At 64.6% G+C, this 14832-nt stretch carries 13 protein-coding genes; 5 read left to right on the forward strand and 8 right to left on the reverse strand.

What is annotated here, in order from left to right:
* Positions 1–10 precede the first annotated feature (10 nt).
* The 5 genes from CXR02_RS09200 to CXR02_RS09220 form a co-directional block, all read right to left on the reverse strand.
* Positions 11–853: a fumarylacetoacetate hydrolase family protein gene (locus tag CXR02_RS09200; protein ID WP_104061696.1), complete on the reverse strand. Its 843-nt coding sequence runs from the start codon at positions 851–853 to the stop codon at positions 11–13.
* Entirely contained in the window at positions 850–2055 is a 1206-nt protein-coding gene (locus tag CXR02_RS09205) for a fumarylacetoacetate hydrolase family protein (RefSeq protein WP_104061697.1), read from the reverse strand. Before CXR02_RS09205 ends, CXR02_RS09200 begins: the two co-directional genes overlap by 4 nt.
* The gene (locus tag CXR02_RS09210; RefSeq protein ID WP_104061698.1) at positions 2052–3551 is read right to left on the reverse strand and encodes an aldehyde dehydrogenase (NADP(+)); all 1500 of its coding nucleotides are present in this window, start codon (positions 3549–3551) and stop codon (positions 2052–2054) included. Before CXR02_RS09210 ends, CXR02_RS09205 begins: the two co-directional genes overlap by 4 nt.
* On the reverse strand, positions 3548–4894 hold the full coding sequence (locus CXR02_RS09215; RefSeq protein WP_104061699.1) for an enolase C-terminal domain-like protein: 1347 nt from the start codon (positions 4892–4894) through the stop codon (positions 3548–3550). Before CXR02_RS09215 ends, CXR02_RS09210 begins: the two co-directional genes overlap by 4 nt.
* Positions 4895–5030: 136 nt before the next feature.
* On the reverse strand, positions 5031–5762 hold the full coding sequence (locus tag CXR02_RS09220; protein ID WP_104061700.1) for a GntR family transcriptional regulator: 732 nt from the start codon (positions 5760–5762) through the stop codon (positions 5031–5033).
* A 214-nt stretch (positions 5763–5976) separates the two neighbouring features.
* Here CXR02_RS09220 and CXR02_RS09225 point away from each other — a divergent pair, with 214 nt between their 5' ends.
* A complete protein-coding gene (locus CXR02_RS09225) occupies positions 5977–7326 on the forward strand; it encodes an MFS transporter (protein WP_104061701.1) in 1350 nt (449 codons plus the stop codon).
* A 98-nt stretch (positions 7327–7424) separates the two neighbouring features.
* Here CXR02_RS09225 and CXR02_RS09230 read toward each other — a convergent pair whose 3' ends face one another.
* Positions 7425–8435 carry a CapA family protein gene (locus CXR02_RS09230; protein WP_104061702.1) on the reverse strand — a complete coding sequence of 337 codons (1011 nt, stop codon included), beginning with the start codon at positions 8433–8435 and terminating at the stop codon, positions 7425–7427.
* Positions 8436–8695: 260 nt separating this feature from the next.
* Between CXR02_RS09230 and CXR02_RS09235 the strand changes: the two genes are divergently transcribed.
* On the forward strand, positions 8696–10039 hold the full coding sequence (locus tag CXR02_RS09235) for a phosphoribosyltransferase family protein (RefSeq protein WP_104061703.1): 1344 nt from the start codon (positions 8696–8698) through the stop codon (positions 10037–10039).
* Positions 10040–10175: 136 nt separating this feature from the next.
* On the opposite strand, the gene CXR02_RS09240 is transcribed toward CXR02_RS09235, so the two are convergent.
* Entirely contained in the window at positions 10176–11282 is a 1107-nt protein-coding gene (locus tag CXR02_RS09240; RefSeq protein WP_104061704.1) for a type I restriction endonuclease, read from the reverse strand.
* 171 nt (positions 11283–11453) lie between these two features.
* Between CXR02_RS09240 and CXR02_RS09245 the strand changes: the two genes are divergently transcribed.
* The gene (locus tag CXR02_RS09245; protein WP_104061705.1) at positions 11454–11765 is read left to right on the forward strand and encodes a thioredoxin family protein; all 312 of its coding nucleotides are present in this window, start codon (positions 11454–11456) and stop codon (positions 11763–11765) included.
* Between the two features lie 170 nt (positions 11766–11935).
* Here the strand turns inward: CXR02_RS09245 and CXR02_RS09250 are convergent, their stop codons facing one another.
* Entirely contained in the window at positions 11936–12436 is a 501-nt protein-coding gene (locus CXR02_RS09250) for a hypothetical protein (RefSeq protein WP_104061706.1), read from the reverse strand.
* Between the two features lie 293 nt (positions 12437–12729).
* On the opposite strand from CXR02_RS09250, the gene CXR02_RS09255 reads away from it, so the two are divergent.
* A complete protein-coding gene (locus CXR02_RS09255; protein ID WP_104061707.1) occupies positions 12730–14217 on the forward strand; it encodes an HNH endonuclease signature motif containing protein in 1488 nt (495 codons plus the stop codon).
* A gap of 278 nt (positions 14218–14495) precedes the next feature.
* Positions 14496–14735 (forward strand): hypothetical protein, encoded by a 240-nt coding sequence (locus CXR02_RS09260; protein ID WP_104061708.1) that lies wholly within the window; start codon positions 14496–14498, stop codon positions 14733–14735.
* The last annotated feature ends 97 nt before the right edge of the window (positions 14736–14832 follow it).

Raw genomic sequence — 14832 nt, forward strand, 5'->3', positions numbered from 1 at the left:
GGGTCTCCGTTCATGCGATGAATTCATGGCGCTGCCGCCCCAGCCCGTCAATTTCGATTTCCACAACGTCGCCGGCCTTCAGGTACGGGAACCGCCCGGACAGCGCGACGCCCTCGGGGGTGCCGGTGCAGATGAGATCGCCGGGCTCGAGCACCATGTATTGGCTCAGGTTCCAGACGATGGTCTCGACGTCGAAAATCATGTCCGCCGTGGAGGAATCCTGGCGAATTTCGCCGTTGACCCAGCTGCGCAGCCGCAGCTTGCCGGCGTCAACCTCGTCCGGGGTGACCAGATAGGGGCCTGTGGGGCAGAACCCCGGTGAGCTCTTGCCCTTGGACCACTGGCCGCCGGAAACGTTCAGCTGGAAGTCGCGCTCCGAGAGATCGTCCACCACCACAAACCCGCCGATGTGGTAGCGGGAGGCTTCGGGGGAATCCAGGTAGGAGGCGCGTTTGCCGATGATGATCCCGAGCTCCACCTCCCAGTCGGTCTTGGTCGATCCCCGGGGGATGGCCACGGCATCGTCGGGCCCGCCCACAGTATTGGGTGTCTTGAGGAAGATGACCGGATGCTCAGGCGGCTGGGCGCCCGATTCCGCTGCGTGGGCGGCATAGTTCAGGCCAACGCAGACGACGGCGGACGGGCGCACCACGGGGGCGCCGTAGCGTACGACGTCGGAGGTGACGTCCGGCAGTGTTCCTGCGGCCAGTGCAGCGGCGGCAGCCGCGGGGCCCCCGTTGGACAGAAAGTCACCGTTGATGGCGGGTGTGATGCTTTGGAGCGAGTAGTGCCGGTCCCCGTGGACCAGGACGGGTTGTTCGGCGCCCGCGGCGCCAATCTGGGCGAACTTCATGAGGCATATTCCTTACTGCTTGATGCGCGGACTTCGCGTTGGGCCTGAAGATAGCCGAACAGCTGCCGCAGGCCAAACGACCATGCCGGCAACTGTTCTGCCGGCCCCACGACGTTCACGAGGGCGCCGAGGTGGCGGCTGCGGATGGTCACGGTGTCGCCCATATGGTGGGTGAACCCCTGTCCCGGCTGGTCCCTGTCCTGGGTCGGCGCGAACAGCGTGCCGGTGAACAGGGCGAAGCCGTCCGGGTACTGGTGGTGCTTTCCAACCGTCGCGGCGACGAGCTCCTCGAACGGACGGCTGATCCGGGACACGGAGTTGCGTCCTTCCAGCGAGTAGCCGTCCTGGCCTTCAACGCGCAGCAGGATTTCCTCCTGGCGCAGCGTCTCCAGGGTGAAAACGTCGTCGAACAACCGGATCAATGGACCCAGGGCGCTGGACGCGTTGTTGTCCTTCGCCTTCCCCAGCAGCAGGGCACTCCGGCCCTCCACGTCTCTCAGGTTCACGTCGTTGCCCAGGGTTGCACCCACAACTGTGCCGGCCGAGGTGGCAATAAGCACCAGTTCCGGTTCCGGGTTGTTCCAGGAGGAGAACGCAGGGATCCCGACCCCCGCGCCCAGCCCCACCGAGGAGAGTACCGGTGCCTTCGTGAAGACCTCGGGATCCGGCCCGATCCCCACTTCCAGGTACTGCGACCAGAGGCCTTCGGCGATGAGCACCTTCTTGGCTTCGGCAGCCGCGGGGGAGCCGGGCCTGATGGAGCTGATGCTGCCGCCGAGGGCACGGCCCACCAGTTCCCGCATCCCGGCCGCGCGGCTGGCGTCGCCGCCGCAGCGCTCCTCGATGACCCGTTCGATCATGCTGTCCACAAACGTCACGCCGCAGGCCTTGATGACCTGAAGGTCCACGGGAGCCAGGAAATGCGGGCGGGCCGCGTCCCGCGTCAGCGACGCGTGGACGACCTCGCTGGTCTTCCATCGGGGCAGCCTCATGCCGGCGCGGACGGCCGCCACGAGATCCGGCCGTTCCAGGAGCTCGGAGACGGTTTCGGCCAGATGCTGGAGGTCGAAGACGTCATGCTCCTGGACGGCGACGACGCGCGGTCCGCCGGTTTCAACGTCCCAGACCCGGCCGATCAGGAGTGCCCCTGCCGCGTCGTCCGGGAGTACCGAGGCCCCGCCGAGGTCCGGTGCGGCGCTCATGGCCGGACCTCGTTTCCTGCAGTCTGGACTGCAGTCTGTCCCCGTCGGGTGGGCCGTTGCCACACCCCATCCACTCGCTGCGGAATGCGCCAGGGATTGGCGTCCTGCAGAGGTTCGGGCAGGCGACCTTCCGGGAACGACTGGTAGGCCACAGGCCGGAGGAAGCGCCGGATCGCGGCCGTTCCTACGGAGGTGGTGGCCGATGTTGTGGCGGGGTACGGTCCGCCGTGGTGCTGGGCGTAGCTGACCGTGACCCCCGTGGGCCAGCCGTTCCAGAGGACCCGGCCGCTGATGTCCTGCAGCCGTGCGGCCAGCTCTGACACGTCATCCTCCGGCTCCGCCTGGAGCGTGGTGGTCAACTGTCCCTCCAGTAGCCCGGTGAGTTCCAGGAGTTCCGATTCGTCGCCGTACTCCACCACCAGGCTGGCGGGCCCGAACATTTCCTGCCGCAGGATTGACGGATCACTGCGGACAGCCGCGGAAGTCGTGTGGAGTACGGTTGGCGCCGGTGCCTCGTCGAAGTCCCCTTCCACAAGAACCTCCACGCCGGTGGTGCCCCGCAGATCCTGCACGGACTGCCGGTAGCCCTCGTGCAACCGCGGGCTCAGCAGCCGTGCTGCGGCAAAGTCCGCCAGCGCGCCGCTCAGAACCTGCCGGACGCCGTCGGCCTCTCCAGCCGGAACAAACAGCAGCCCCGGCTTGGTGCAGAACTGTCCCATTCCCATGGTGAATGAAGCGGCGTATCCGCTGAGGATTCCGTCGCGTCGGCTTGTCCACGCGTTCTCGGTGACGAACACCGCGTTGATGCCGCCCAGTTCACCGAAGAAGGGAATCGGTTCGGGCCGTGCGGCAGCACGGTTGAACAGAGCCCGGCCACCCGCCGTCGACCCCGTGAACCCGATGGCCTTCACGGCAGGATGGTCCACCAGGGCCTCCGCGGCAGGCCGGCCGGTGACGAGCGAGAACAGCCCGGAAGGTGCTCCGGCGGCATCGAGTGCGGCGATGACGGTCTCGGCGGTGCGGAGCGCGAGGTTCCGGTGCCCGTCGTGTGCCTTGTGCACCACGGCGCACCCGGCGGCGAGTGCCGAGGCGCTGTCGCCGCCCATCACGCTGAAGGCGAAGGGGAAGTTGGAGGCCCCGAAGACGCCCACGACGCCGATGGGCACGTTGAGCCGGCGCAGATCCGGCCGCGGACCCATGCCCCAGTCCGCGTCCACGTGATCGATGGTGGCGTCGAAGTGCTCGCCGTCGCGGACTTCCGTGGCGAAGAGCCTGAGCTGGAAGACCGTGCGCTTGAGCTCGCCGCGGAGCCGCGGCTCACCCAGATGGGTTTCCTGAACAGCGGTCTCCACCAGCGCATCGGCGTCGTTCTCCAGTGCGGCTGCTATCGCCTCCAGCCAGGATGCTCGCGTGCCGGGGTCCGCGGCACGGCCCTTTTCGAAGGCTGCGTGGGCGGCGTCAACACTGGCCTTGAGGTCATCGACAGTGGTTGTCATCGGTGCGCACCGGCTCCGGTCACGGAGGCGCCTGTCACCGCGGCGCGGTCGCCCACTTCGAGCCATCCGGCCCCGGCGGGGAACTCCCAGCGGGCCCGCGAGGCGCTGAGCATTTCGGCGCCGGTGCCCGGGAGTTCCGGGGCGGCGTAGCGGCCGTTGACGATGCGGACCGGCTCGGCAAAGTGCTCGTGCAGGTGGTCAACGTATTCGATCATCCGGCCGTCCTGGCTGCCGGTGATGGCTGCGTAGTCGAAGAAGGAGAAGTGCTGGACGAGTTCGCACAGCCCCACGCCGCCGGCGTGCGGGCAGACCGGCACGTTGAAGCGGGCAGCGAGCAGGAGGTTGGCGATGTTCTCGTTCACGCCGCCCACGCGGGTGGAGTCCAGCTGGAGGACGTCGATGGAACCGGCCTGCAGCAGCTGTTTGAACACGATGCGGCTGGCGACGGCCTCGCCGGTGGCGACGCGGACGGGGGCAACGCCCTTCCGGATCTCCGCGTGGCCCAGGATGTCGTCCGTGCTGGTGGGTTCTTCGATCCAGTACGGGTTGAACTCGGAGAGCTGGTTGACCCACTCGATGGCCTCGGACACTTCCCAGCGCTGGTTGGCATCGATGGCGATGGGGAGGTCGCCCACGGCCTTGCGGGCCAGGGCCATCCGGCGGCGGTCGTCATTGATGTCGCCGCCCACCTTCAGCTTGATCATGGAGAAGCCGTCCGCGGCGGCTTCCTTGCTCAGCCGGACAAGCTTCTCGTCGCTGTAGCCCAGCCAGCCCGGCGAGGTGGTGTAGGCGGGGTAGCCGTCCACCTTCAGGGCGGCGATCCGGGCGGCCTTGCCGTCTTCGCCGGCGCGCAGGATGTCCAGTGCCTGCTGGGGGCTGAGCGCGTCGCGGATGTGGGTGAAATCGACGACGTCGACGATTTCCTCGGCGGGCATCTCGCTGAGAAGGAGCCACAGGGGCTTGTTCTCGCGTCTGGCACGGATGTCCCAGAGTGCGCTGACGAGGGCGCCGGCCGCCATCTGGGTGACGCCTTTCTCCGGGCCGAGCCAGCGCAGCTGGGAATCGTGGATGAGCCGCTTCGACGCGCCACCGAGGTCGTAGATCAGTTCGTCGATGTCCCGGCCGAGGAGCAGGCCGGCGTAGGCGTCAATGGCGTGCGTGAGGATTTCGTTGCCGCGGCCGCAGGTGAAGACAAAGCCGTGGCCTTCGTCGCCGGCGTCGGTGCGGATGACGACGTACGCAGCGGAGTAGTCCGGGTCAACGTTGACCGCGTCGGAACCGTCGAGCTCCAGGGACGTGGGGAACCGCACGTCTTGGGTGTGGATGGAAATGATGGAGGTCATGGGTTTCTTCTCTCTCTGGTCAATTCACTTCGTGGACACGATTCCTATATGAATTCTCATAATCATATAGGAATGGCGATCCAGATCAAGTGCCGGAGAAAAAAGAAGCCCCGGCCAGCAGGCCGGAGCTTCGATTTCAGGTGACGATATGCCTTCTTGGTGGTCCGCCGTTCTCCAGCGGCGAGAGGTCTGCCGTGCCTTCGAAGGCCTTGGCGAACCGGGCGAAGGAGTTCCTGATGTGCTCGGCCATGGCTTCCTCGGCGCGGTCGGGCAGGCAGGACGCGATGGCCTCCCGTACGGTGGCGTGCTCGGCGATGGTGATGGCGCCGTCGATGTCTGCCGGGTAGAGGCGGAAGGTGTGCAGGTGGCAGTGGGTCTGGGCGAAGGCGTGCTGGACTACCGGGTTCCCGGCTGCCAGCAGGATGGTGTCATGGAAGCGGGTGTCATGGGCCACGAGGTCCTGCCGGGCGTCGCCGCTGGTGGTCTTCATGGAGTTGCGGATGGCCGACAGTTCCTTCTCCAGGGCCGCGGCCGGGTTGGCGAGGCGGTCCACGGCCGCGGACCGCGCGGCCCACGGTTCCACCAGCAGCCGGAATTCAAAGAGCGATCGCAGTGCGGGCAGGTCCAGCAGCGGCGTGGTGCTGTATCCTCGGCCGGGACTATACACCACCAAGTTGTCGCCTTCCAGCCGTTGAAGCACTTCGCGGACCGGGGTCTGTGAGACTCCCAGGCTGCGGGAGACCGCATCAATATTGATCCGTGCGCCGGGTGCGATTTCGCCCTTGAGGATGGAGGCCCGCATGGAGGCATAGACGTCACTTACGGCGGCCTTGCCTTTGGATGCATCGGATGATTGACGTGTGGGCACGCGGTTACCTCTTTGTGCTGGTTGGTGGAGTCGCTTTGGGAATCATATTCCACGGGTGGGAGCGGCCGGGGTGGGGCGTCTTCTTCCAAAAGTTGCTCTGGATCACATTAACTATATGATTATTTCGATTCCTACATGATTTGGCGCCGGAATCCTCGGCGTCTTCCCCGGTGTCCAGGCACCCGAAAGCCACGTTTACGTCAAAGGAGACGGTATGACTGTCCAAGACAGCAGGCTCGCCCCCAATTCTTCCCCCGATCTTTCGTCCAGGGCTCCCCGCACCATGACCCGCAAGCGCTGGGTGATCATCTGGCTCGCGTTCGTCGGGCTCAGCATTAACTACCTTGACCGCTCCAGCCTCAGTGTGGCCCTGCCGTTCATGGGTAAGGACTTTGAGCTCTCGGCCACCCAGCAGGGTCTCATTTTCGCCGCCTTCTTCTGGGCGTACGACTTCTGCCAACTGGCCGCCGGGTGGTACGTGGACAAGGTGGGGCCCCGAAAATCCTTCACCCTGGCAGCGGTTTGGTGGTCCGTCTTCACCATGGTCACCGCCTTTGCACAGAATTTCTGGTCGCTGTTCGCCGCGCGCTTCCTGCTCGGTGTGGGCGAAAGTCCGGCCCCCAGCACCGCCGCCAAAGTGGTGGCCACCTGGTTCCCGGTCCGCGAACGGGCCTTTGCCACCAGCATCTGGGATTCCGGCTCCCGGGTGGGTGCGGTCATCGCGCTGCCGATCGTCACGTTGATCGTCGCCTTCACGTCCTGGCACGCGGTCTTCATCATCATCGGTGTGGCCGGCCTGATCTGGGCTGTTGTGTGGTGGAAGGTCTACCGCAGCCCCGGGGATCACCCCACGGCCAATGACGAGGAACGGGCCTACATCCGGGAAGGCGGTGCCCGGAGCGAAGCGAGCGACGACGCCGACGCAGCGAAGCTTCCCTGGCGCTCACTCTTCAAGTACCGCACCATCCTCAGCATGATGTTCGGCTTCTTCTGCCTGAACAGCGCCATCTATTTCTTCATCACGTTCTTCCCGAGCTACCTCGTGAAGGAACGCGGCTTCGACCTGCTCAAACTCGGCATGTTCGGTGCCATCCCCGGCATCTGCGCGGTGGCCTTCGGCTGGCTGGCCGGCTACGTGGCGGACAAGGCCGTCCAGCGCGGCGTCGCGCTGACACGGGTCCGCAAGACCGCCATCGCCGGCGGCCTGATCGGCGGCTCGGTCATCATGTTCGCCGCAGTTGTCCCGGAGGCATGGATGGCACTTGCCCTCCTGTCGGTGGCCTACTCCAGCCTCACCGTCGCCGCCACCGGCATCTGGTCGCTCCCTGCGGACGTTGCCCCGAGCTCCCGCCACGTAGGATCCATCGGCGGGCTCCAGAACTTCGCCTCCAACCTGGCCGGCATCTTCACGCCGGTCCTGATCGGTGTCCTGGTGGACCAGACGGGATCCTACGTGGCGCCGCTCGCGGTTATCGGATTGGTGTCGCTGGCCGGTGCGGCGAACTACCTGTTCGTCCTGGGCAAGGTGGAGCCGCTGAAGGTTCCCGCCTCCGCCGCGGCGTAGGCGAGCGCCAGGTTTCGACAAGCTCAACCACAGAGCGGACGACGGCGGGAGGTCCCGCCGTCGTCCGCTCGACGGTGCTGCGGCTTCTTAGAGTGCATCTACCTCCGTGTCCTCGCGCCCGTTGAGCCTTCTCGGATCGAGTCGATCGGGATTTCCAGCACGTTCTCGCCCTCGATCCAGACGCTCCACGTGCCGAGCTGCTCGCTCAGCCGCTGCATCCGCTCGGCAATTTTCCGCGCGCTCCGACGTGCCAGCCGGGTCTGGAAATCGGTGATTGTCGTCGGATGCAGGCGTAGCTTGAGCGGTGCGCTTTCGCGGGCTTCCAACAGGAAGATGAACGACTGATCGTTGCGTTCTGCTGGGTCCACTGCGTAGTCATCCACGAAGTCGCCGGCGCTATAGACAATGGGCCGGTCCCTGTAAATCTCGACGCCGCGGAAAATGTGGGCCGAATGCCCGAACACGACGTCGGCCCCGGCATTTATCAGCGCCCGCGCCAGGCTCTGATGCGCGGCCGGGACAGCGGCCCCCCAGTTGGGGCCCCAGTGTGCCGAAACGATCAGCAGCTGGACGCGGCCCTTCGTCCGCCGGACCAGTTCCAGCAAATCCGTCACCCGCTGGTCACCGGCGTCCACGGGCACGTAATGGACCCCGGGAGACCGGGTGGTCGCCTCCCAGCCCGGTTCGTTGTCGGTAAAGGCAATGAAGCCGACCGCAGTTGGGCCCACCAGCCGGACTGCCGGCTGCCGGGCAGCTTCAGCGTCCATCCCAGCCCCGGCCCTGAGGATCCCGTGCCGATCGAGCGCCGGCAACATCTCCCGAAGCGCGTCAACCCCGTAATCCAGCACATGGTTGTTGGCCAGCGACACCACATCGATCGCCGCGGACGTCAGACTCTCTACGTTCTTGACGTCCGAGCGGAAGCGGAACGCCTTGCCCGCCACAGGTGTTCCGCCGTCCGCCAGGACACATTCGAGGTTGGCGAACCTGATGTCCGCCTGCCGGAGGACTGGGCGGGTATCGCCCCAGGGATAGGCGGGATCGGCCACTTTCAGCTGCTCGTTCACCAGCCGTCCGAGCATGACGTCCCCCAACATTGCGATCCGCATGCTCCACCTCCACGTTGGCAGGGCCTTTTCTATCAGGATGGACCGCTTCGTGGTCTGGTGCCAGTTCGGTGTTCAATCCCAATGGCGCTGCGGCCGATTGCAGGACGCTCGTCGTCGGACGTTCTTTGTACCGCAAAAGCTCTCGCTTGGTCCCGATTCTTGAGAGATAGTTGGAGCAGGCGGCCGTCGTCGTTCATTCCGTGCTTTTCGCTGGTTTGGACGGGGCCTGCGGCCGCTGTCCTGATGGGAACGTCGCGGCGATGGGCATTTTTGCGGACAGGGCTGATGCAGGGCGGCAGCTGGGGCTGCGTCTTGCGTATCTGCGTGCCCAGGAAGCAGTTGTCCTGGGACTGCCTCGAGGCGGTGTTCCGGTAGCGTTCGAGGTTGCGTCGGCCCTTGACGCGCCGCTGGATGTGATCATCGTGCGCAAGCTTGGAGTACCGGTTCAGCCTGAACTCGCGATGGGAGCGATCGGCGAAGACGGCACCTACGCGCTCGACAAACATGTCGTCTCACTCATGAAGGTCAAGCAGGAAGAACTGCGGGCCGTCGAAAGACAGGAACGGGCTCTGCTCGATGCCCGGGTGGCACGATTCCGGACAGGCCGGACCCGCATGGATCTGCACGGCCGCATCGCCGTCGTCGTCGATGATGGGATCGCTACCGGGTTAACTGCCCGGGTGGCATGCAGCATCGCGCGAAAGATGGGGGCTGCGAGAGTGATCCTGGCCGTTCCTGTTGCCCCTGCCGACACCCTCGCCACCCTGACGGAGCCGGACGAGGTGGTGTGCCTTGCCACGCCCCGGCAACTCACAGCTGTCGGCTACTACTACCGCAGCTTCTCGCCGACGAGCGACGACGAAGTGGTGTGGCTGCTCGACGCTGCTGCTGAGCGTCTGGAACGTGCGCCTTCGGCGGCAGGAAACCCTGGCCTCGATGTAGACGTGCAGATCCAATCGGATGGGGTGCGGCTCCAAGGACACATGCACCTTCCCGTGCCGGTTGCCGGAGTGGTGGTGTTCGCCCACGGCAGCGGCAGCGGCCGCCACAGTCTGCGAAACCGATTCGTAGCCTCGACGCTCCAGCGAGCAGGGCTGGGCACCTTGCTGCTAGACCTGCTCGGCCCCGGGGAAGAGCTCGACCGCGCGAACGTGTTCAACATCGAACTGCTTGCGCTCCGGCTGACCTCGGCAACGAACTGGCTTGGCAGCAGGCCGGACACGGCGTCATGCAGCGTGGGATTCTTCGGCGCGAGTACCGGAGCCGGGGCAGCCTTGTGGGCTGCGGCCGAACAGGGTGCACGGATCGGTGCAGTCGTCTCAAGGGGAGGCCGTCCGGACCTGGCCGGCGAGAGGCTGGCCCTTGTCCGCGCCCCGACGCTCCTGATTGTCGGCAGTGCGGATCACAGGGTCCTCGAACTCAACCGCCGGGCGAAAGCCCTGATGCGCTGCCCCAACAGGCTGGAGCTCGTCCAGGGAGCCTCCCACCTGTTCGAAGAACCTGGGACGCTGGAGGCGGCGGCGATTCTGGCCAGGGATTGGTTTGTGCAGTACCTGCTGCCAGGTGACGGTGGGCGGGCAGCCGACGGCAGTGCCCCCGCCTGATCGCTCGCTCAAGCAAGAGGAGGACACATGTCTGGGCACAATATTGCAGGCAAGAAGGTTGCGCGAGACCTTTCACATCGACCGCTAGCTAGAACTCAAGGAGGCCCCGCCGTCGTCCGACGCTGCGCGATTCCCCTTAGTTACTTGAGGGCGACGCGCTCAGGTAGCTCTTGACGCTGGCGCGCAGGGCCTCGGTGTGCTCGTAGATCTCCTCGAGGGAGGAAATCGGGACACGGGTTTCTTCCCTGTTGTCGTCGAAGATCCCGATGTACTTCTGCGTCCGGTTGAAGTGCAGGCGCGCGATCGGTTTGCGGTTGTTGTCGTCCAACAGCACGGCGAAGTAGGACTTGGCATCGCGCTGGACTACGCGGGCCGGCTTGACCTCGCTGCAGACGATGGCGCGGACGATCTGGTAGCCCTCGATCTCCTCGAGGGTGGTCTCCAGGGCGTCGGCCTCGGCCAGGTCGGCTTCGGCCACCGGCGCGCTGGTGACACTTGCGGCCGCGTCCTCAGTCTGTAGGAAGCCAGGGGCGCCGAGGGCTTTCTTCAGACGCTCGTTGACCTGGTCGTTAAGGAATTGCTTGGACGCTTTGGTCACCAGTGCCGTGAACTGCTCACGCACTTTCTGTGTATATGCGCCGGGATAGACGCGGCCGGTGAGGAACTTGATCCATTCATCCTCCGGTTCCTTGAACTGCGCTGCCAGGGTCCGCTTCAACTCGCCGATGTACTTCAGTTCACCGGCGGCGTTGATGATCGAATCGAGGTCGAAGACGTCCATGGACAGCTTCTGCAGCTCAGGGATCAAGGACTCATCGATGTCCGTCAGGTCCAGGACCAGGAACGGCTTCGCGTCCATCCGGTTCGGAGCATCAAGGTCCGTGAAGAACTGGTACACCTCGCCATTGGTGAGGATCGCTATGCGCGCGTTCGTGACGGCGAAATAGCGGAAAAGCTGCGAGGCGTGCTCGATTTTCACCGGCTCCGTGGACTTCTTGCATTCGATGAGGATCTGGACTTCGCCGTCCTTGACGATCGCGTAGTCGATCTTCTCGCCCTTTTTCAGGCCGACATCCGCAATGAATTCCGGCACGACCTCCAGTGGATTGAAGACGTCGTAGCCAAGGATTGTTGAAATGAAGGGCATCACAAACGCATTCTTTGTTGCCTCTTCGGTCTGGATTACCTCTCGCTGCTGGCGCACCTTTGCTGCCAAAGCCGAGAGCTTTTCTGCAAACTCCACTTTTCCCCCTTGAAAAATTGATGGTGATGCTTACCGTTGCGCAGCGACGAGCGAAGTTGATGAAACAACAAAATGTATTTGAGGTTGTCGTAAATTTCGCTCATGTAGCCATTGGCAAGAGCCGCGGCGGGCGAGTTCCGCGGGCTGATGCTGGGGGTGGAAAATGATTCTATGAGGATCGAACTGCTGTACATCGACGACTGTCCCAACCTTGCTACGGCGCAGGAGCGCCTGGAATCAGCCCTGGCCGCCTTGGGACACAGCGACATTCCAGTGACGATGCGACTCCTGGAGTCCGCGGCCGATACTGCGGGGACGGGATTCGCGGGTTCCCCCACGATCACCCTCAATGGGTCTGACATTTTCCCGACCGGCGCCCCTGCAGATGACCTGGCCTGCCGGATATACGTGACTCCAAGCGGGCTGGCAGGCATTCCAACCATCAACCAAATAACCGAAGCGCTCAAAAACAATGGACTCTGAAGCCACGTGCAGATGCTCCTGCTGCGGCAGGACCATGAGTCGCAAGAAGCTTCATGCACTCGGAATCGAACACGCCTACATTTGCCGGCGCTGCGGTTTATGGGTTGCCCTCAGACTTCGGCCAGACAACCCAGAACGCATTGGCTGACCGGCCGATCAAAGGCGATCTCCTAGGGCAAGTCCTCGATGCGGGCAGCCTGGTTGCCGTCCGCGTCCGTTGAGATCCCGCTCAGCGTGCCAATGTAATCCAGCGTTTTGGGACTGACATGCCGCACCTGCGCAAGGGCTTCCCGAAGAGCGGCACCCTTGGCGTGGTCCTTGAGCGTGCCGCGGAGCTCCGCTACCGTTTCGATGCCCTGACGCTCGAACACTTGCGTGATGTCCGCTACCTGGGCCAGGCGGCCAGGCGACGGCCAGTCGATGACTTCCGAGAGCTTCCCCGTATCGAGGTTCCGCCGGAATCCACTCGTTGTGGCGGCATCCGGCCATTCCGCGACCAGGGCTTCGACGCGAGGCTTGACGGTTTCGTTGTAGTTCTGCCGGCGCTGCAGTGTGGCATCCACAATGATGGCCCCGATGTGGTCCCAGCCACGGCTGATATCGGTCGAGGCGTCTGGGCCGGGTGGGTCCATTGGCGCCGGAGTGTTGGCAGCATCATTATCGGTAGTCATACCTGAATACTTTCACGTGCCCGCGAAGGCGGCTGGTCGGCGCCGTAGATCAGCGGTACGGGCGAAAGCGGACGACGGCGGGGCCTCCCTCTGTCGTCCGTGGCGCCATCCCGATACGACACGGTGTCTCCGTCCAAGGAGGCGGGTCCCGCGGACCGCGGGGAGGATGGCCACCCCAGCCGAGAAATGATCCGGGGTGGTTGCATCGGTCTCGCCAAGGACACGATCCTGTTTGGCCACCTACCCGACATCCTTCTCCGTTAAATGTCAGACCCCCACTAGATGATGGAGTTATGGGAAACGCAGCGGTGGCGAACGCATATGAGGACATCTTTGCCGCCATTGATGTGCTGAATTCCGCACTGGACGGGGATGACGAGTCTGGTTCTGAAGCGTCATCGGAGGCTGATCCTTTGCATGGCATGGGTGATACGTGCCTGGACATCCTCTCCGGCGCCGCGGGAGTGGAGGCGCGGGTGGCGGGACTGAAGGCCCGGGCTGCAGTGAAATATTCGGACGCCGCCCAAGCCTTCGCTTTGCCCGATGCACCTGTTCGGGCACGGGAGATGGCGGTGACCGCGGAGGTCGCCTGCGTACTGAACATCGGTGACCGTGCTTCGGGGGCCCTGCTGGACCAGTCTCATATGCTGACGGCTGCCCTGCCGCTGACCCTGTCCGCTCTGCAATCTGGCACCATTTCGTGGCAGCACGCGCGGGCCATGGTGGACGAAGTCGCAACCCTCGACCCGGACGGTGCCGCGGCCCTGGAAGCCCACTTTTTGGACCCGGATGCGCCGAACCCGGCCGGCGGTTGTCCCGCAGGGGAGATGCCGGCGTCCCGGTTCCGTCACAGGGCACGCATCTGGCGCGAGCGCCACCACACCGAGAGTATCGAGAAGCGCCACGCAAAGGGTGTCCTGGACCGCCGGGTGGAGTACGCCCCGGACCAGGACGGGATGGCCTGGCTCTCTGCATACCTTCCCGCCGACCAGGCCGCAGCAATCTGGAACCGGACCACTGCCGTCGCCCGCGGTCTGCAGGGCCCAGACGAGCCCCTGACCCTCACCCAACTCCGGGCCGACGTCCTCGCCGCCGCCCTTCTCAGCAGCGGGAATCCGGCAGAACACGATCCCGGGCAGGTTCCGCCGCCTCGGGCCCACGTTTTGGTGACGGTCCCTGTGTTTTCACTGCTCGGCGCTACCGAGGAGCCTGCGATGCTTGACGGCTACGGTCCGATCCCCGCGTCGATGGCAAGAGATCTCGTGTCGAACGGGGCCGATTCGTTCTACCGCGTCCTGGTTGACCCGCGGGACGGGGCGCCCCTGGAGATCGGTCGAGCCAACTACCGTCTCACGGAGGCCATGCGGAACTGGCTGCGGCTGCGCGACGGTAAGTGCCCGTTCCCGGGCTGTTCCAACCACTCCCTGGACAACGAAGCGGACCACATCCTCGCCTGGCATAAGGGCGGAACTACCGGTGTATCGAATTTGGGACAGCCATGCCCCAAACATCACCGCCTGAGACACACCAGCACCTGGAGACCCACAGCGGCGAGCAAGAACGAACCACCCGGCTGGATATCGCCCACGGGCCGGCACTACAAGAGCGAACACCAGGATTGGGAACCTCCACACTGGCCAAAAGAACCAAAACCGGAAGCGCGCAGGAACGGGCACTGGCTCCCCACGCCGCGCGAAGGTTGCGGCGATCCGGATTTTGTTCACATCGGACTGTCTCTTGGAGAGAACGGCGTGGAACGGTTTCTCCACTCCACCGGTTGATGCGCGCCCAAGAGCAGTCTCCCTGTGCCTGTGATTGTGCCCGTGAACCGTGCACAATGCACGCCCCAGCCTGCTTCCGGGTTTCCGCCGCCTGTGATCGCAACCGGGGCGCCCGGCAATCCTGGAGTCTGGAACCCCCGCGCACCCGGCAAGCTTGGCGCCCGGCAACCCCGCCGCGCACCAGAGGCAAGCGGACGACGGCGGAACCTCCCGCCGTCGTTCGTTTCCACATGAAGTGGCGCCTTCCCGACACTGACGCACGGTGAGACGATTTCAGTATGAGTGAGAAGATCGCTGACGGCCCGCAGGATAATGGCCCGCACCAGCACGCCCACGCCGCTCCGACAACGCAGCAAATGCGGACCGTGGGTCAACGCCGCCGGGAGTCGGAGGAAAAGTTAGAGCAGCACCTCGAGCAAGCCCGCCACAAAGACGATCCGCACCACGATGCGGTGTCTGAGTCCGAAGAGGTGGGTCCACTGGACAGCGAGGGCGAAGGATCCCCGGCGGAGAAATGATCCGGGGGCATGCTGCCTAACCCGAATTTTTCATCAGAGTGACGTTGGCCGCCCGGTCCCTGCTTGATTCTGGTGCGGGTTGATTCTTTGGTTTCGG

Origin of the sequence: Arthrobacter sp. 4R501 (assembly GCF_002929755.1) — a bacterium.
In the GTDB taxonomy this organism is placed as follows: Bacteria; Actinomycetota; Actinomycetes; order Actinomycetales; family Micrococcaceae; genus Arthrobacter.

Excerpts from the sequence above, each read along its gene's own strand:
- CXR02_RS09200 (WP_104061696.1), bottom strand. The coding sequence starts at position 853 with ATGAAGTTCGCCCAGATTGGCGCCGCGGGCGCCGAACAACCCGTCCTG.
- CXR02_RS09205 (WP_104061697.1), bottom strand. The coding sequence starts at position 2,055 with ATGAGCGCCGCACCGGACCTCGGCGGGGCCTCGGTACTCCCGGACGAC.
- CXR02_RS09210 (WP_104061698.1), bottom strand. The coding sequence starts at position 3,551 with ATGACAACCACTGTCGATGACCTCAAGGCCAGTGTTGACGCCGCCCAC.
- CXR02_RS09215 (WP_104061699.1), bottom strand. The coding sequence starts at position 4,894 with ATGACCTCCATCATTTCCATCCACACCCAAGACGTGCGGTTCCCCACG.
- CXR02_RS09225 (WP_104061701.1), top strand. The coding sequence starts at position 5,977 with ATGACTGTCCAAGACAGCAGGCTCGCCCCCAATTCTTCCCCCGATCTT.
- CXR02_RS09230 (WP_104061702.1), bottom strand. The coding sequence starts at position 8,435 with ATGCGGATCGCAATGTTGGGGGACGTCATGCTCGGACGGCTGGTGAAC.
- CXR02_RS09235 (WP_104061703.1), top strand. The coding sequence starts at position 8,696 with ATGGGCATTTTTGCGGACAGGGCTGATGCAGGGCGGCAGCTGGGGCTG.
- CXR02_RS09245 (WP_104061705.1), top strand. The coding sequence starts at position 11,454 with ATGAGGATCGAACTGCTGTACATCGACGACTGTCCCAACCTTGCTACG.
- CXR02_RS09250 (WP_104061706.1), bottom strand. The coding sequence starts at position 12,436 with ATGACTACCGATAATGATGCTGCCAACACTCCGGCGCCAATGGACCCA.
- CXR02_RS09255 (WP_104061707.1), top strand. The coding sequence starts at position 12,730 with ATGGGAAACGCAGCGGTGGCGAACGCATATGAGGACATCTTTGCCGCC.
- CXR02_RS09260 (WP_104061708.1), top strand. The coding sequence starts at position 14,496 with ATGAGTGAGAAGATCGCTGACGGCCCGCAGGATAATGGCCCGCACCAG.